At 73.6% G+C, this 17,385-nt stretch carries 14 protein-coding genes; 5 read left to right on the top strand and 9 right to left on the bottom strand.

Annotated elements, in window-relative coordinates:
* Positions 1-424 precede the first annotated feature (424 nt).
* Positions 425-2,584 (bottom strand): elongation factor G-like protein EF-G2, encoded by a 2,160-nt coding sequence (locus DQ384_RS30040; RefSeq protein ID WP_114032252.1) that lies wholly within the window; start codon positions 2,582-2,584, stop codon positions 425-427.
* A gap of 308 nt (positions 2,585-2,892) precedes the next feature.
* Here DQ384_RS30040 and pgsA point away from each other — a divergent pair, with 308 nt between their 5' ends.
* From pgsA to DQ384_RS30020, 4 genes are read left to right on the top strand one after another with little or no spacing between them, the layout of a single operon-like run.
* A complete protein-coding gene (gene pgsA / locus DQ384_RS30035; RefSeq protein WP_114032251.1) occupies positions 2,893-3,492 on the top strand; it encodes a phosphatidylinositol phosphate synthase in 600 nt (199 codons plus the stop codon).
* A gap of 60 nt (positions 3,493-3,552) precedes the next feature.
* The gene (locus DQ384_RS30030) at positions 3,553-4,455 is read left to right on the top strand and encodes a phosphatidylinositol mannoside acyltransferase (RefSeq protein WP_245966881.1); all 903 of its coding nucleotides are present in this window, start codon (positions 3,553-3,555) and stop codon (positions 4,453-4,455) included.
* Between the two features lie 7 nt (positions 4,456-4,462).
* A complete protein-coding gene (locus DQ384_RS30025) occupies positions 4,463-5,608 on the top strand; it encodes a glycosyltransferase family 4 protein (protein ID WP_114032249.1) in 1,146 nt (381 codons plus the stop codon).
* A gap of 5 nt (positions 5,609-5,613) precedes the next feature.
* Entirely contained in the window at positions 5,614-6,150 is a 537-nt protein-coding gene (locus DQ384_RS30020) for a hypothetical protein (RefSeq protein WP_114032313.1), read from the top strand.
* Here DQ384_RS30020 and DQ384_RS30015 read toward each other — a convergent pair.
* The 8 genes from DQ384_RS30015 to DQ384_RS29980 form a co-directional block, all read right to left on the bottom strand.
* The gene (locus tag DQ384_RS30015; protein ID WP_114032248.1) at positions 6,138-7,139 is read right to left on the bottom strand and encodes an NAD-dependent epimerase/dehydratase family protein; all 1,002 of its coding nucleotides are present in this window, start codon (positions 7,137-7,139) and stop codon (positions 6,138-6,140) included. The genes DQ384_RS30020 and DQ384_RS30015 overlap by 13 nt on opposite strands.
* The gene (locus tag DQ384_RS30010) at positions 7,136-8,689 is read right to left on the bottom strand and encodes an AMP-binding protein (RefSeq protein ID WP_114032247.1); all 1,554 of its coding nucleotides are present in this window, start codon (positions 8,687-8,689) and stop codon (positions 7,136-7,138) included. The genes DQ384_RS30015 and DQ384_RS30010 overlap by 4 nt, the downstream gene beginning before the upstream one ends.
* Before the next feature lie 38 nt (positions 8,690-8,727).
* On the bottom strand, positions 8,728-12,075 hold the full coding sequence (locus DQ384_RS30005) for a non-ribosomal peptide synthetase (protein ID WP_114032246.1): 3,348 nt from the start codon (positions 12,073-12,075) through the stop codon (positions 8,728-8,730).
* Positions 12,076-12,078: 3 nt separating this feature from the next.
* Complete coding sequence (locus tag DQ384_RS30000; RefSeq protein ID WP_181871495.1) at positions 12,079-12,783, bottom strand: RraA family protein; 705 nt, start codon at positions 12,781-12,783, stop codon at positions 12,079-12,081.
* Positions 12,784-12,800: 17 nt separating this feature from the next.
* Entirely contained in the window at positions 12,801-13,676 is an 876-nt protein-coding gene (locus DQ384_RS29995) for a branched-chain amino acid transaminase (protein WP_114032244.1), read from the bottom strand.
* A gap of 1 nt (position 13,677) precedes the next feature.
* The gene (locus DQ384_RS29990; protein WP_114032243.1) at positions 13,678-14,208 is read right to left on the bottom strand and encodes a type 2 periplasmic-binding domain-containing protein; all 531 of its coding nucleotides are present in this window, start codon (positions 14,206-14,208) and stop codon (positions 13,678-13,680) included.
* 10 nt (positions 14,209-14,218) lie between these two features.
* Entirely contained in the window at positions 14,219-14,512 is a 294-nt protein-coding gene (locus DQ384_RS29985) for a cupin domain-containing protein (protein ID WP_181871494.1), read from the bottom strand.
* Between the two features lie 510 nt (positions 14,513-15,022).
* Positions 15,023-15,226, bottom strand: coding sequence for an MbtH family protein (locus DQ384_RS29980; protein WP_114032241.1), 204 nt, complete (start codon positions 15,224-15,226; stop codon positions 15,023-15,025).
* A 479-nt stretch (positions 15,227-15,705) separates the two neighbouring features.
* On the opposite strand from DQ384_RS29980, the gene DQ384_RS29975 reads away from it, so the two are divergent.
* A complete protein-coding gene (locus tag DQ384_RS29975) occupies positions 15,706-17,337 on the top strand; it encodes a condensation domain-containing protein (RefSeq protein ID WP_114032240.1) in 1,632 nt (543 codons plus the stop codon).
* The last annotated feature ends 48 nt before the right edge of the window (positions 17,338-17,385 follow it).

The raw sequence follows: 17,385 nt of genomic DNA, 5'->3' as shown, positions 1-17,385 counted from the left end.
GGTCACCGGGACGCCGCCAGGGCCGTCCACCGGCGGGCCACCTGCGGAAGCGCGGCCTCCTGTGATCCCGTGCCGCGGGGACGGGCGACCTACGGGCCGAGGGCCGCACCGCGCCGGTGACATATCGCTTACCGCGGCCGCGGCCGACACCACGACGGACGCCGCCACAGCCCAGGCCGCGACACGCGTCACCGCCGGCCGTGGACGTCCCGTACCCGGCACCCCCGGCCCTGGAGGGCGCCCGATCGCCTGACCGGGCCATCTGGCTCACGGCGACCCCTCCCGACGCGGCCACGGCATCGCCGGAGGCCGGGGTGGGCGCGTACACGCTCCCGGCCCCCGGGTCCGCCGTCCGCCCACCGATCGCTCGGATCCCGGACCACGTGGGCGACCGGGACGCAGGGACCCGATCACCACGTCCCGGCTATTCGGCCGCCGACCGCAGCTTTCCGGCCAGATGCGACGGCAGCGGCTCGTACCGCAGGAAGGACCGGTGGAAGGTCCCCGTGCCGTGCGACATGGACCGCAGGTCGATGGCGTACCGGGTCATCTCCAGCTCGGGCACCTCCGCTTTGACCAGGGTGCGCCCGACGCCCACCGGCTCGGTGCCGAGGACCCGTCCCCGGCGGGAGGACAGATCGGACATGACCGCGCCGACGTGGTCGTCCTCGACGAGCACCGAGACCTCGTCCACGGGTTCGAGCAGCAGCGCCGGGACCTTCGCCGCCGCCTCCTTGAGCGCGAGCTGCCCCGCGATCTGGAAGGCCATGTCCGAGGAGTCCACCGAGTGGGCCTTGCCGTCGTACAGCGTCACCCGGATGTCCACGACGGGGTAGCCCGCGAGCACGCCCCGCTCCATCTGCGCGCGCACGCCCTTCTCGACCGACGGGATGAACTGCCTCGGCACGACACCGCCGACGATCTTGTCCACGAACTCGAACCCGCCGCCCGAGGGCAGCGGCTCGATCTCGACGTGGCAGATGGCGTACTGGCCGTGCCCTCCGGTCTGCTTGACGTTGCGGCCCATGCCCTGGGCCTTGCCGCCGAAGGTCTCGCGCAGCGGCACCCGCAGATCAACGCGCTCGACCTCGACGCCGTGGCGCTTGGACAGGTGGTCGAGCAGGACGTCGGCGTGCGCCTCTCCCATGCACCACAGCACGAGCTGCCGGGTCTCGGCGTTGTTCTCCAGGCGGAGCGTCGGGTCCTCGGCGACCAGGCGCGCCAGGGCCTGGGACAGCTTGTCCTCGTCGGCCTTGGACCGGGCGCGGACGGCGACCGGCAGCAGCGGCTCCGGCATCGTCCAGGACCGCACGAGCAGCGGCGAGTCCTTGTCGGAGAGGGTGTCGCCGGTCTCCGCGCGGGCGAGCTTGGCCACGGCGCAGATGTCCCCGGCGACGCACCGGGTCGTCGTCCGCTGCGTCTTGCCGAGCGGGGAGGACAGCGCGCCGATGCGCTCGTCGACGTCGTGGTCCTCGTGGCCGCGGTCGGCCATGCCGTGCCCGGAGACGTGCACGACCATGTCGGGGCGCAGAGTGCCGGAGAACACCCGGACGAGGCTGATGCGCCCGACGTACGGGTCGCTGGTGGTCTTGACGATCTCGGCGACGAGCGGGCCCTCGGGGTCGCAGGTCAGCGCGGGCGCCGGCCGCCCCTCGATGGTGGTGATCTCCGGAAGCGGGTGCTCCATGGGCGAGGGGAACCCCTGGGTGATGACCTCCAGCAGCTCGCGCATGCCGACGACCACGCCGGCGGACGGGGTCGCGCAGGTGGCGAGCACGGGGTAGAAGCCGCCGCGCGCCACCGCCTTCTCCAGGTCGTCGATCAGCACCTTGGTGTCGATCTCCTCGCCGGAGAGGTAGCGGTCCATGAGCGACTCGTCCTCGCTCTCCTGGATGATGCCCTCGATCAGCGTGCCCCGGTAGGTCTCGATCTGTTCCCGGTAGGCCCGGCCCGGCTCCGTCTCGGCGCAGGCGCCTGAGGCGTAGTCGTAGAACTTCTGCGACAGCAGCCCGATCAGGCCCTTGACGTGCCCGTCGTCGACCACGGGCAGGTAGAGCGGGGCGACGCCGTCGCCGAAGACGTCCTGGCAGGTGGCGACCACGTCGTCGAAGTCGGCGCGGTGGTGGTCGATCTTGGTGATGACGACCGCGCGCGGCATGGAGACCGCGGCGCACTCCTCCCAGAGCATGCGGGTCAGCCCGTCGATGCCTTCGGCCGCCGACACCACGAACAGCGCGGCGTCGGCCGCGCGCAGGCCCGCCCGCAGGTCACCGACGAAGTCGGCGTACCCCGGGGTGTCGAGAAGGTTGATCTTGATGCCGTTGTACGTCACCGGGGCCAGCGCGAGGTTGATCGAGCGCTGCTGGCGCATCTCGACCTCGTCGAAGTCGCTCACCGTGGTGCCGTCCTCCACCCGGCCCGTGCGCTGGATGGTCCCCGTCGCGGCCAGCAGGGCCTCGACGAGCGTCGTCTTTCCTGATCCGGAATGGCCGACCAGCGCGACATTGCGCACCGCATCCGGCCGGTCGGCCGAGGGTGCCCTGCCCGCGGCTCCTGCTGGTCCGCCCGTGGTCTTCTCCGGCACGTCGCCTCCCGCGTCTCGCCGTGAGATGCGGCCGCGCGCGGCCACATCGTCCGCCGCCGCGCCCGCCGCCCGAGAGAGCGCGGTGCCCTACACCCTTTACCTCTGTGGCGCGGATCACAAGAGGGCTCGGGCAATTGTGCTTGCGAATCGACGCCTGGTCTTGCCCCGGTGTTCGCCGGGTGGTCGCCCTCCCGTCTCCTTCCCTTACCCCTCCCACGCGGTGAACGCACCCCATTTCGCAGGTCATGGGCCGCCTCACCAGGTCTCGTTCGAATCCGGGTCCCCACGTGTCCTACGATCGGACCGCGATGTTGAAGCTCCTGCGCCCCGCCGTCACCCGCGCGCTGACCCCGTTGGGCCAGGCGCTGGCCCGCCGGGGGATCAGTCCTAACGTCATCACTGTCATCGGCACGCTCGGCGTGGCGGCGGGAGCTCTGGGCTTCTACCCCCGCGGGCAGCTGTTCCTGGGCTCGGTGGTCATCACCGTGTTCGTCCTGGCCGATCTGCTCGACGGCGTGCTCGCGCGGATGCTCGGCTCCGGCAGCACCTGGGGGGCGTTCCTCGACTCCACACTGGACCGCGTCGGCGACGCCGCGATCTTCTCCGGGCTGATCCTTTGGTTCATGTCCACGGGCGACACGGTCCTCGCGTGCGTCGCGCTGTTCTGCCTGGTCGCCGGCGCCGTCGTCTCGTACGCCAAGGCGCGCGCCGAGGGGCTCGGCCTGACCTGCGACGTCGGCCTCGCCGAGCGGTCCGAGCGGCTGCTCGTCGTGCTGGTCGCCGCCGGACTGTCGGGCCTGGGCGTGCCGTACATCCTGGCGGCGGGGCTGTGGCTGCTCGCCGCGGCCAGCGCGTTCACCGCCGGGCAGCGGATTCTCCACGTTTACCGCCAGACGGTGCCAATATGAACGTACGGCGTTCTTCACATGTAATGGAACGTCCGACGACTTCTGGGGGTGAGCCTCGCATTGGCTGATCGGCTCGTGGTCTGGGCCTTCCACCTCGGCTGGGTCCTCGTGCCCAGGGTGCCCGAGCCGGTGGCCAAGTGGGCGTTCCGCTTCATCGCCGACCTGATGTGGCGGCGTCAGGGCAAGTCCGTCCGCCGCCTGGAGTCCAATCTCGCGCGCGTGACGGGCAAGGACGCCGCCGACCCGTCGATACGCGACCTCAGCAGGGCCGGCCTGCGCTCCTACTTCCGCTACTGGATGGAGGCGCTGCGGCTGCCCGTGATCGGCAAGGAGCGCATCCTCGCCGGCACGCGCGCCGAGGGCGGGGAGAAGATCTTCTCGACGATCGCCTCCGGGCGGGGCATCGTGCTGGCCCTGCCCCACATGGGCAACTGGGATCTGGCGGGCGCCTGGCTGATCCACAACGGCCATCCGTTCACCACGGTCATGGAGCGGCTCAAGCCCGAGTCGCTGTACGAGCGGTTCGTCGCGTTCCGCGAGAGCCTCGGCATGGAGGTGCTGCCGCTCACGGCCAAGGGAGGCGGCACCGCCCACGCCTTCGGCACGCTCGCCCGCCGTCTGCGCGAGGGACGCGCGATCTGCCTGCCCGCCGAGCGCGACCTCACCGAGAAGGGCGTCGAGGTCGACTTCTTCGACGGCAGGACGCGCATGGTCGCCGGTCCCGCGCTCCTGGCCCTGCAGACGGGCACGCCGCTGCACCCGGCCACGCTGTGGTTCGACGGCGACGGCTGGGGGCTGCGCATCCACGACGAGGTCCCCGTCCCCGCCGAGGGCTCCCGGCAGGAGAAGGTCAAGGCCATGACCCAGGCCATGGCGCGCGCCTTCGAGGAAGGCATCACCGAGCACCCCGAGGACTGGCACATGCTGCAGCGCATCTGGCTGGACGACCTGGAGCCCCGGTGACCGCGCCATGAGGGTCGGCATGGTGTGCCCGTACACCTGGGACGTCCCCGGCGGCGTGATGGCCCACGTCCGCGACCTCGCCGAGGCGCTCATCGCCGACGGTCACCATGTCTCGGTCATCGCCCCCGCCTCCGACGACGCGCCGCTGCCGTTCTACGTCACCTCCGCCGGCCGCGCCGTCCCCGTGCCCTACAACGGCTCGGTCGCGCGCCTGGCGTTCGGCTTCCTGTCGGCGGGCCGCGTGCGCAAGTGGCTGCGCGAGGGCCGTTTCGACGTGCTGCACGTGCACGAGCCCGCCGTCCCGTCCGTGGGCCTGCTGGCCTGCTGGGCGGCCCGCGGCCCCATCGTGGCGACCTTCCACGCGTCCTACCAGCGCTCGCGGGCCGTGTCGGTCACCGCGCCGGTGCTGCACACCGCGCTGGAGAAGATCACCGGCCGGATCGCCGTGTCCGACGCCGCCCGCAAGACCCTCGTGGAGCACATGGGCGGCGACGCGGTGCTGATCCCCAACGGCGTCACGGTGAGCCGGTACGCGCAGGCCGAGCCGCTCCCGGGCTGGGGCCCCGACGGCGGCGTGATCGGGTTCCTCGGCCGCATGGACGAGCCCCGCAAGGGCCTGCCGGTGCTGCTGGAGGCCTTCACGCTGCTGGCGCCCGAGCGTCCCGGTCTGCGGCTGCTCGTCGCCGGGCCGGGAGACGCGGACGAGGTGCTGTCCAAGGTGCCCGCGGCGCTGCGCGACCGGGTCGGCGTCCTCGGCATGGTCAGCGAGGAGGACAAGGCCCGCGCCTACCACTCCGTGGACGTCTTCTGCGCGCCTAACACCCACGGCGAGAGCTTCGGCATCGTCCTCGCCGAGGCGATGGCGGCCGGGGCGACCGTGCTGGCCAGCGACATCCCCGCCTTCCGCAAGGTGCTCGGCGAGGGCCAGGCGGGCGCGCTGTTCACCACCGGCGACGCCGCGTCGCTGGCCCGCGAGGCGGCCGCCCTGCTGGACGCCCCCGAGCGCCGCGCCAAGCTCTCGGACGAGGCCCGCGTGGCCGTCCGCAGGTACGACTGGTCCACCGTGGCCCGCGACGTCGTCCGCGTCTACGAGACGGTGGCGGCGACCGGGTCCGGCGGCGTCGAAGAGGAGCGTCGCGGGGCCGTGCTGTGAACACGATGACCGTCATCCTGCTGGTCGGCGCGATCATCGTGCTGGCCGCCGTCTACATCTCCTGGCGGGCCGGGCGGCTGGACCGCATGCACATCCGCCTGGAGACCGCCCGGGCGGCGCTGGACGCCGCGCTGATCCACCGCGCCGCCGTCTGCATGGAGCTGGCCGCCTCACGGGTGCTCGACCCCGCGACCAGCCTGGTGCTGGCCGCCGCGACGCACGAGGCCCGCACGGCGGGGCCGGACGAGCGCGAGCACGCCGAGAGCGACCTGTCGCGCACCGTCAGGGCCGTGATGGACCAGGAGCGCTTCCGGGAGCGCCTGGCCGAGGCCCCCGGAGGCGCGGCGCTGGTGGCCGAGCTGGACACCGCCGTCACCAAGGTCATCTACTCGCGCCGGTTCTACAACAACGCGGTGGACGTCACCCGGCGCGCCCAGCGCCGCTGGCTCGCGCGCACCCTGCGCCTGGCGGGCCACACCGACCCGCCGTCCTACTTCGAGATCGACGACGCCGAGCCCGCCTCCTTCGCTCAGCAGGCCTGATCGCCGGGCGCGGCCGCGAGCAGGGCCGCCTCCTGCTCGTCGGTGAGGCCCACCTTCCGCCGGGGCGGGTCGCCGTCCGCGCGCATGTGCGCCCAGGTGTCGGCGACCGTGTCTTCGAGCGGCCGCAGGCGCAATCCCGCGGCGATCGCCCTGGAGACGTCACCCCGGAACAGGCCCGCGTGCTCGTCTCCCGGCGGCAGCCACATCGGCAGGTCCGTCCAGGGCGCGACCCCGCGGGCCAGCACCGTCTCGGGGGGAATCCACCGCAGCTCCGCGCCCGCGCCGGTGACACGCGCGCAGATCTCCAGGATCTCGCCCATCGTCGTGGACGCGGGCGGGCCGACGGCGTTGTACGGGCCGCCGAGCCCGCGGGCGAGGGCGTCAAGCGTCCACGCGGCGAGGTCGCGGGCGTCGACGTACTGCAGGTCGAGGTCGCGTGGCCCCGGCGCGGGCACGACGCCGCCCCGGGCGATCCGCCCCAGCCACCAGGGCAGCCGGCCGGTGTTCTCGCGCGGGCCGATGATCAGGCCCGCCCGCACCAGCAGCGCCCGATCGCCGAAGACGGCCTCGGCCGCGAGCTCCCCGCCGCGTTTGGCCCGGGCGTAGTCGACCTCGCCGCCGTCCTCCCCGTCGCCGGGCGAGCCGTCCACGACCGGCCCGTCCTCGGCCAGGTAGGGCGCGGGCGGGTAGGTGTACACCGACCGGCTGGAGATGTAGGCGTACCCCTCGGCGCGCCCGGCGAGCAGCCGGGTCGCGTCCCGCACGGCGAAGGGTGCCCCGGACCAGGTGTCGACCACGGCGTCCCACTCGCCGCCGGTGAGGGCCGCGAGCCCGTCCGGCGCCGTCCGGTCGCCGCGCAGCGCCGTGACGCCGGGCGGCGGTTCGTGGCGGCCGCGGTTGAGGATGGTCACCTCGGCGCCGCGCGACAGCGCCTCCTCGGCGACGGCGCGTCCGAGGAACTCGGTGCCGCCGAGCACGAGCAGCCTCACGCCGGCATCTCCGCGAGCTTCCCGCGGTCGGTCTTGCCGTTCTCGCTCAACGGCATCTTCTCCAGGTACGTGATCTTCGTCGGGACCATGTGGATCGGGATCTCCCGGCGCAGCCAGTGGTCGAACTCGGCCGGCGGCAGCTCGGTGCCGGTGTAGAACGCGTACAGCCGGGTCTCGCCGTCGTCGGAGACCCCGACCACGGCCGCGTCCATCACGTCGGGGTGACGCCGCATCGCGGCCTCCACCTCGCCGAGCTCGATGCGGTGACCGAGGATCTTCACCTGCTGGTCCAGCCGCCCGGAGCACACCAGGTACCCGCCCTCGACGCGCACCCGGTCGCCGGTGCGGTACCAGTGCCGGGCGGTGAGCGGCTCGGAGCCGTCGTACAGGACGGCGGGCCCGTCGTCCTCGAACAGGACGAACCGCCCGACGTTCTCCTGGGGGTCCAGGTAGCCGTCGAACCGCTGCGTTCCCCGCAGGCACAGCTCGCCCTCGTCGGCGCGCCGCCCTTGGTCGTCCAGCACCAGCGCCTCCATGCCCGGGTACATGACGCCGATCGGCACGGTCCCGTTGGAGCCCGGCGTCCACGTCGACGGGTCGCCGGTGAGACGGTGCTCGGTGCAGTTGATCGTCGTCTCCGTCGGCCCGTAAAGGTTATGGATGTCGGAGTTGGGCGCCACCTTCCGCCATAGCTCGGCGTGCTTCATGGTGACCGCCTCGCCGCCGAAGAGGCTGTGCCGCAGGCCGGTGGCGCGTCCGAGGGGCAGGTTCCCCATCTGCTGGGCGACCCGCGCCGACGAGGGGACCGAGAACCAGTGCGTCAGCCGGCGGCCGGTGATGAACTCGACCGGGTGGTACAGGTCGTGCTGGTCGGGCACGACCAGCGTGGCTCCGCCGCCCCAGGTGACGAACAGGTCGGCGGCGGACACGTCGAAGGTCAGCCCGAAGACCTGCGACAACCGGCCGCCCACCCCCACCTCGTACCTGGCGATGTTGTGGGCGATGTACGGCGAGATGTTGCGGTGGCGGATCGGCACGCCCTTGGGCCGGCCCGTGGACCCGGAGGTGAACTGGATGTACGCCTCGGCCTCGGTGTCGGTGGGCACCGGCGGCGGCCCCTCGGCCCCGGCCGGTTCCGGATCGTCCCCGATGGTCAGCACGGGCGGGCGGAACCGCCGGGGGAGCGTGGCGAACGGATCGGCGCGGCGCCCGTCCACCAGCGCCATGACGACGCCCGCCCGCTGGGCGATGTCCAGGTTGCGCTGCTCGGGGTGGTCGGGGTTGAGCGGCAGCACCGCGGCGCCGGCGCGCTGGATCGCCAGGTAACCGACGTACGCCGAGAGCGTGCGCGACGCGACCAGGGCGACCCGCGGCGTGCCGTCCACGCCCGGGGCCGCCGTGAGCGGGACCGCGACGCGGGCGCTCAGCGCGAGCACCCGTTCCTCCAGCTCCCGGTAGGTGAGGATCTGATCCCCGATCTCCAGGGCGGGCTCGCCGGGGTACCGCTCCGCCGAGGCGGCGAACCATTGGTACAGCGTGCGATTCTCCACGTCATCTCCAGTTCGTGACCGTCCGGGTCCGCCGGCGGCTACCGAGGGCCCGGCCGCCGGGTGCGGCGCAGGGCCTCCACGGCCTCCCGGCGCTCCCGTCCGCGATCCGTCCCGCCGGTCGGCGCCGGCGTGTCCGCGTCGCCCAGAGGGTCGCCGAGGGCGCCGGCCATGGCCCTGATCGTCGTGTGCCGGAAGAGGTCGACGAGGTGCACGTCCTTGCCCAGGGAGTCGCGCAGGCGGTCGCGCAGCCGGACGAGGAGCAGGGAGTTGCCACCCGCGTCGAAGAAGTTCTCGTTGACCCCCACCCCGCGCCCGAGCACGGCGGCCCAGGCGCCGGCGACAGCGCGTTCGCCGGCGCTCGCCGGCGGCTCGTCCCCGGTCGCGACCGGGGCCCGCGCCAGTGCCTCGAAGACCCACGACGGGTCGGGCCGGCCGCTCGGCAGCAGCGGAAGCGATTCGGTGACGACCACCCGCTCGGGCATCAGGGCGCCGGGGAGGTGACCGCGCAGGTGCGGCATGAGCTCGGCCGGGGTCAGGCCCGTCCCGGGCCGGGCCACCACGGCCGCGGCCACGAGGGCGCCGTCCGCGGCGGACGGCCCGGGGCCCGGAGCCGGTTCGTCCGCCGGCGGATCGTCCGCGGGCCGCACCAGCGCGTACGCGGCGGCGACCCCCGGGTGTTCCAGCAGGACGGCCTCGATCTGCCCGGCCTCCACCCTGCTCCCGCGCCGGTACACGGCGTGCGCCGCGCGTCCGGCGATGTGGACGCGGCCGTCGGGTCCCCGGCGTGCCAGGTCTCCGGTCGCGACCATGCGCGCGCCCGGGACCTCGGAGAACGGGTCCGGGACGAACCGCTCGGCGGCCTGGCGCGGGTCGAGGTGTCCGCGGGCGACCCCTGCCCCGCCGATGTACAGCGCGCCGGTGACGCCCGGCGGCAGGGGTCTCAGCCGGTCGTCGAGGATGTAGGCCGCCGTGCCGTCCAGCGGCCGCCCCGCCGGGACGATCGACGCCTCGCCGTCGTCCGCCCGGCCCGTGAGCGACCACAGGGACGCCTCGGTCGTGCCGTACACCGACCGGACCTCCTCGACGTTTCCGGCGGCCAGCGCGGCACGCGCCAGGGCGGGCGCGAGCGGCTCGCCATGGGCCAGGACCGTGCGCACGGACGGCCCCAGGCCCCCCTGGGCGAGGATCCGGGCCAGCAGTGACGGCGTCGCGCAGATCACCGTCGCCGAGGACGCCGCCCGCGCGGCGCCGCCGTCCGCGACCACCACCCGGCCGCCGCCGGTCAGCGCCGCGAGCGTCTCGATCAGCGCCGCGCCCGAGCCGGGTGAGCCGAGCAGCGGGGTCGCCTCCCACGTCCCGGCGGGCAGATCGCGACGCGCCCAGCGCAGCAGGTTCGCCAGATTGCGGTGTTCGAGCACCACGCCGTTCGGCTCGCCGGTCACCCCCGCGGTGTACAGGACGAAGGCCGCGTCGCCCGGCGCCACGTCGGGCCGGGGCGCGGGCGGACCGCCGAAGATCGTCTCGTCGGAGAGGTCGCACCGCACGACCCGTGTCCGGGCGCCGGCGAACTGCGCCTCCGTGCGCGGCCCGGCCAGCACGACCTCGATCCCGGCGTCCATGACCGTGGTGCGCACTCGGAACGCGGGGAGAGACGGGTCGAGCGGCACGCACGTCCCGCCGGCCTTGAGCACGCCCAGGATCGCGGCCACCCACTCGGGCGAGCGGGGCAGGCTCACGCCGACCCGCGTCTCCGTCCCGACGCCGAGCCCGGCGAGGTGGTCGGCGATCCGGCCGGCGGCGGCGTCCAGCTCGCGGTAGGTCCACGGGTCCGGCGCGGCCTCGACGGCGACCGCGTCCGGGGTGGCGGCGGCCTGGCGCTCGACCAGGCGGTGGACCGGCTCCCCGGCCCGCGCGTGGACCGGCTCCGCGCCCGGAGGGGGGAGCGGCTTCTCGGCCGGACGGGTGGCCTCGCCGGGGTCCCGTCCGCCCGCGCTCCATCCGGCCGCGCCCCACTCGGCGGCGCCCCACTCGGCGGCGGCCCGGAGGCGCTCGGCCGCGTCGAGGGCGGTCAGCTCGCTCGCCCGCGCGTCCGGGTCCCGGCCCGCCCGCTCCAGCACCGTCTCCAGCCGGGCCAGCATCGCGTCGACGGTCGCCGCGTCGAACAGGTCGGTGCGGTGGTCCATCTCGGCGAGCAGCCCGTCGTTGGTGTCCGTCAGCGCGAGGCTGAGCTCCACCTTCATCGTCTCGGGCCGCAGCGGGACCACCGTGAACGAGGCCCCCGCCGCCGCGTGGGGCGCCGGTTCGGCCTCGTAGGCGAACATCACCTGGTACAGCGGGTGGTGGCTCGGGTCGAGCGCCACGCCGAGCGTCTCGATCACCGCCTCGAAGGGCAGGTCGGCGTGGTCGTGGGCGTCCAGCACGTCGCCGCGCACCCGCGCGAGCAGCTCCCGGAACGCCGGGTCGCCCGACAGGTCGGAGCGCAGGACCACCGGCTTGGCGAGGTAGCCGATCAGACCGGCGCTCTCGCCGCTGTCACGCCCCGACAGCGCCACGCCGGTCAGCACGTCGCGCGTGCCGTAGTGGGCGAGGAGGACGTCGAACGCGGCCTTCAGCACCATGAACATCGTCGCCCTGCTCCTGCGGGCGAGCGGGCGCAGCGGCTCCACCACCTCCTTCGGGATCAGCCGCGACCGCAGCGCGCCGGCGTGGCGCGTCGCGGCCGGCCGGGGGCGCGACGCGGGCAGCTCGATCGTCTCGGGGGCTCCGGCCAGGCGCCGGGTCCAGTACCGCAGCTCGGCGCCGGTCCCCGGGGAGTCGGGCGAGGCGCGCCGGGCGGCGTGGGCGAGGTAGTCGGCCCCCGGCTCCGGCAGCGGGGAGGGCAGCCCCTGGGCGAACGCGCCGTACAGGGTCGCCAGCTCGCGGGTGAAGATGCCGAGTGACAGCCCGTCGAAGACGATGTGGTGCACGTTCACGGCCAGCCGGTGCGTGCGCTCGTCCAGCCGCAGCAGCCGCGTCCTGATCAGCGGGCCGCGTTCCAGGTCGAACGGCGCCTGCGCGAACGCGTGGACCAGCGCGCCGGCCCGGGCGGCGCGGGAGCCCCGGGGAAGGTCGGCAAGGTCCACGAGCTCGAAGCCGCCCAGGTCAGGGGCATCGCCGGTGACGTGCACCGGGACGTCGCCCACGCGGCGGATCGTCGTCCGTAGCGCCGGATGCCGCCGGACGACCTCCTCGACGGCGCGGCGGAGCGACGGCATGTCCAGCGGGCCGTCCACGTCGACGGTGAACGGGATGTTGAAGAACGGGTCCCCGGGCCGTAGCTGCGCCAGCGTCCACAGCCGCCGCTGGGCGTGGGAGAGGGGGACGGCGCGGTGGGTTTCGGTGGTCATGGGTCAGATGCGGCCGAGGGCGTCTATCAGGCCGGGAAGCCGCTCACCGGCGCCGAGGCGGCGCAGGATCTCCTGCTCGGTGGCCTCGATCTCGGCGGACAGCTTCAGGACGTCCAGGACCAGGTCGTCGGGCACCACGACGACGCCGTTGCCGTCGCTGAAGACCCAGTCGCCGGTGCGGACCCGGACCTCGCCGATCAGGCACTCGGCTCCGGTCTCGTGCACCCGGTAGGCCCCCTGGGTGTCGGTCGGCACCACGTTGGCGGCCACCACGGGCAGGGGCATGGACTCGATGACGGCCAGGTCGCGCACCGCCCCGCCCAGCACGACGCCGTTGAAGCCCAGCTGCCGGAGCAGGTAGGTGACCGACATGCCCCCCGCCAGCGCCGCCTCGGTGAGCAGGGCGCCGGCTCCCGCGACGTAGATCCGCCCGGTCCCGTCGGAGACCTCGGGCACCAGGAAGTCGCGCACCTGCTCCCACGTGCTCGGCGAGGCCGCCTTGATCTGGGGACCCTTGCGCACCGGCGCCCAGGACACGGTGTAGGCCGTGCCGAACGCCATCGCGCCGCCGCCCGACAGCCGCCGCAGCGCGCTCGGCAGGACGGCGTTGACGACGCCGAGCCCGTCGAGGACGTCCACGATCGTGCAGGTCGTCACCCCGGCCCGCGTGACGAGCTCCTCCACGGCGCCGAGCTTGTCGTTGGCCACTTCTCGCACACTCCTCTTCATCGGCTCACCAGGTCGTCGTAGAGCTCCGCCAGCCGCCGCGTGACCGGGCCGGTCGTCCCGGAGCCGATCGGCCGCTCCTCCACCTGCCATACGGGACGGACGCCCGCCGCCGTGCTGGTGAGGAACACCTCGTCGGCGCCGGTCAGCGCCGGGACGTCCATCACCGCCTCGCGGACGTCGAGCCCGGCGCCGGCCGCCAGTTCCATGACGGCGGCCCGGGTGATGCCGGGCAGGCAGGCGTGCGGGGCCGGCGTGAGCAGGCGGTCGCCGCGGACGGCGAAGATGTTCAGAGCCGTGGCCTCGGCCACGTGCCCGTCGGCGTCGAGCATGACCGCGTCGTCGTACCCGCGCGCGACCGCCTCGTTGTGGGCCAGCTTGGACACGACGTAGTTGCCCGTCGCCTTGGCGTGCGGCGGGAAGGAGTCCGCCGGCGGGCGGCGGCGTGCCGACACGCACAGCCGCACGCCGGGCGGCGGCACGGCGTGGCCGGCCTCCCAGCTCCACGCGAGGATGGCCACGTGCACGTCCAGGTCCCTGGTCGTCAGCCCGGACAGGCCGTCTCCCACGAAGACGATCGGCCGGATGTACCCGGCCGTGAGGCCGTTGGCCCGCAGCACCTCGTGATGGGCCTCGGCGAGGGCGGCGCGGTCGTGCTCCAGGGGTATCCCGAGGGTCCGCGCCGAGGCGTACAGGCGCTCGACGTGCTCGTCCAGGCGGAAGATCCGGGCCGTTCCCCCGTGGTCGTACGCGCGCAGGCCCTCGAAGACGCCGTACCCGTAGTGCAGGGAGTAGCTCCACAGGGAGGGCCGTGCCTTGTCCGCCTCGGTGATCTGCCCGTCGAAGTAGACGTGGGTCGTCGACGGCTCACGCACCTCAGACCTCGATCTCGTGCGGGGCGTGCACGCTGAAGCCCATCGGCACCGGGCCGAAGTCCTTCAGCACGGTGAGCCCGGCCGCCTCCGCGGCCACGGACGTGGTCACGCACGCGTCCACCTCGCCCGCGGCGCAGTCCAGCGCCGCCTGGGCGTTGCTGTCGACCAGCCGGATCCGCACGTCCATGTGGTCGATCAGGCTCACCGGGGCGGCGTGGCTGGCCACCGTCCGCGGGGCCTCGCCCCCCCGGGAGGCGAGCACCATCGAGTGCGTCGGCATCACGAAGCAGTCACGCAGCGCCAGGCTGTCGAGGTTGCCGAAGACGATGTTGTGCAGGTCCGGGTACACCACGCAGGCCAGCAGCGCGCTGCGGTCAGGATCGGCGAGGACGGCGGTGACGGCGTCCTCCAGCGTGGGATGCAGCTCGACGCGCGTGTCGTCGGCGCCGCGGCTGCGCAGCCAGTGGCGGGCCGCGGCCTCGCAGTTGGTCCCGGTGGGGCCGAGGGTGTGCAGTTCGAGGTCTTCCACCATGTCGCCCTCCTCAGATCCGGTAGTCGTCCCGTGCCGGGTGGAAGACGTCGATGCACCGCACGTCGGTGCGCGCGAGGGCGGAGTGCTCCACGCCGCCGGGGACGATGACGCTGTCGCCGGGGGCCATCGTGAAGACGTCGTCCCCCACGCGCATCTCGAAGGTGCCTTCGAGCAGGTTGACGATCTGCTCGTGCGGGTGGGTGTGCGGGGGGATCTCGCCGCCGGCGTCGATCTTCCAGTGCGCCACGGTCATGGTGTCGCTGTGCACGAACCGCGCGTGGCAGCCGGGAAGCATCTCCGTCATCGGGCCGTCTGCTTCCTTGACGTGCCTGTCCATGGACATCCGCTACCTTCCCGGGCCGGGCCCGTTCGTGTTGGTCTGGCGCGTTGTCTGGTCGTAGGGCGATGCCGGGCCCGGAGCCGGGCCCGCGGGGGTCGCCGGTGATCGCCGGAAACGGATTTCCGGGGTCGCGGGACGCCCATCACGAGCGGCGGCCGGTGACGCCGGAGCCCGCGGACGGACGCGCGCCGGGCGGGGCGACGGCTCACCCGGCGTCGGGTACGAGCCCCCGTAGCAGCCGGGCCACGGCCCGGGGGGTCTCGTGGACGGCGAAGTGCCCTCCGACCCGGCCGTCGATCACTTCGGCCCGCCGCGCAGGAATGCGCCGCGCCGCCCGCGTGCGGAAGCGGTCATGAAGGTGGAATGAGGGGAGTGCGGGACGTCCCCGATCGGGAGGAGCCACGCGGATTCGCCGTTGGACGCCACGTCGCCGTTCAACGCCCGTCCCCTTCGGAGCGTCTACGAGCTGTGAGGTCAGACCGCATGCTTTTCCAGCCGCCGGCGCAGGCTCAGCGGGCGCATGTCGGTCCAGACCTCGTCGATATGGGCGAGGCATTCCGCCTTCGTGCCGGTCTTCCCCGTGTCCGTCCAGCCGGCGGGAAGTTCACGCCCGTCCGGCCAGATCGAATATTGCTCCTCATGGTTCACGACCACCCGCATGAGGGTTTCACTGACCATTTTTAACTATCCCCTTTATGTCTGGCCCCGTGGCCACTATGACCCACCGGATCCGCGTGCGTCAACGGCGATCCGGTCGTCGGAGGGTGCTATCGATAAACGATTCGGACATTCAACTCCGAAGGGCATTCCGGTGCACTGTCCGGCATGTAACGGCCTGTCTGGGGAGCTGGACTGCCCGATTATTCCCCTGTTGAACAGGTGGCTTCACGAAGAGTCACGATCAGTCCGAAATACCGCGTTGACACGGCGGGGAGAGGCCGGGGTAGTCTCAGCGCCAATAGCCCGCGACGTGAAGAAACACCTCTACGGTCCGTCCGGGCGAGTGCGGTCTGAAGCTACACGCGGGGGCGTCCAGCGAATGCCGGTAATACCTGCCGGATGATCCGGATCAGGTGATCCAGCGGGCCGGTGTCATCGTCATTCGACTTTCGCATCATGCGGTTGGGGGAATTCATGAAGTCGGCGGAAGCGCGTCCATGACGCCCATGGGATTCGTCGAGGAAGAACTCGCCGAGCTGTGGCGCGGGCTTCTGGGCGTCACCGGCGTGACCATGGACGCCCGCTTCACCGATCTGGGCGGCGACGTGCGCGCGGCCGAGCGGCTGGCCTCCCTGGTGCGCGAGGCGCTCGGCGTGGAGGTGTCCGCGCGCGAGATGCTGGAGGCCGGCGACCTCGGGGAGATGGCCCGGCGCGTCCGGGCCGCCATGGAACCGCCGCCCGCGCCGGTCGCCGCCGCGCGCACCCGCGAGGGGCCGCCGCCGTTGTCCTTCGCCCAGCAGCGCATGTGGTTCATGCAGCAGATCGACCCCGGGACGACGCTCTACAACGTGCCGGCGATCCTCCACCTGCGGGGGGCGCTGGATCGCGCCGCCCTGGAGCGGGCGCTGGACCGGCTGGTCGGCCGGCACGAGTCCCTCAGGACGAGCTTTCCCGCCCCCGGCGGACGGCCGCACCAGCGGGTCGCCCCCGCCTCGGGCCTGCGCCTGGAGTGGACCGACCTCACCGGCCACGCCGAGCCGGAGGGCGAGGCCGCCCGCGTCGCCGCCGAGGAGGCGGCCCTTCCCTTCGACCTCGCCGCCGCGCCGCCGCTGCGCGCCCGGCTGGTCAGGCTCGCGCCGGGCGAGCACCGGCTCCTCGTCACCTTCCATCACATCGTGGTGGACGGCTGGTCCCTGGACGTCGCCTTCCGTGAGCTGGCCGCGCTGTACGGCGCGGAGGTCGCCGGTGCCGAACCCCGGCTGCCGGCCGCGCCGCAATACCCCGACTACGCCGTGTGGCAGCGCGAGTGGCTGCGCGACGACGTCCTGGCCGGCCTGGTGGACCACTGGCGCGGCGTACTCGGCGAGGACCCCGTGGCGCTGGAGGTCCCCACCGACCGCCCGCGCCCGGCGGCCCCGCGGTACCGCGGGGCCCTCGCCACCCGCGCGATCGATCCCGCGCTGGTCCGCCGCCTGCGCGGCTTCGGCGCACGCGAGCGGGCGACGCCCGCCATGACCACGCTGGCGGGCTTCGCGGTGCTCCTCGCCGGCTGGGCGGGCGTCACCGACGTCACCGTCGGCAGCCCCGTCGCCGGGCGCACCCGCCCCGAGCTGCAGGACATGGTCGGGTGCCTGATCAACATGGTCCCGGTGCGCGTCGGCCTCGCGGGGGACCCCGGCTTCCGGGACGTGACCGCCCGCGTGCGCGCCGCCGTCGTCGACGCGTCGGCCCACCAGGACCTCCCCTTCGACAAGCTGGTCGAGGCGCTGGTGCCGCCAGGCCGCCGCCGCGGCTTCGCGCCCGTCTTCCGGGTGATGTTCAGCTATCTGAAAGAGCCGCCGCCCCTCGCCTTCGCCGGCCTGGAACGGGCCGTGCTCGATCGCCAGGGGCCGCAGGGCACCGCCAAGTACGACCTGAGCCTGTACGCCGAGGAGAGCGGCGAGGGGCTGGCGCTGACGCTGGAGTACGACACCGACCTCTTCGAGCCGCGGACCCCGGCCGCGTTGCTGGCCGCCTACGAGGCGACCCTGGCCGGCGCCGCCGCGGACCCGGACACGCCGCTCTCACGCCTGGCGGCCATCGGCTCAGGCGTCCCCCGTACCGAGAGGAGCGCGTACGTTGACCGTTGACGCACTGCCCGGCGGCGGCCCCGGGACCATCCACGCGTGGTTCGCCCG

The sequence above is a fragment of the Sphaerisporangium album genome, assembly GCF_003323745.1.
Classification (GTDB): domain Bacteria; phylum Actinomycetota; class Actinomycetes; order Streptosporangiales; family Streptosporangiaceae; genus Sphaerisporangium; species Sphaerisporangium album.
The sequence above is the reverse complement of the archived record's forward strand: the minus strand, read 5'-3'. Positions and strand labels throughout refer to the sequence as shown.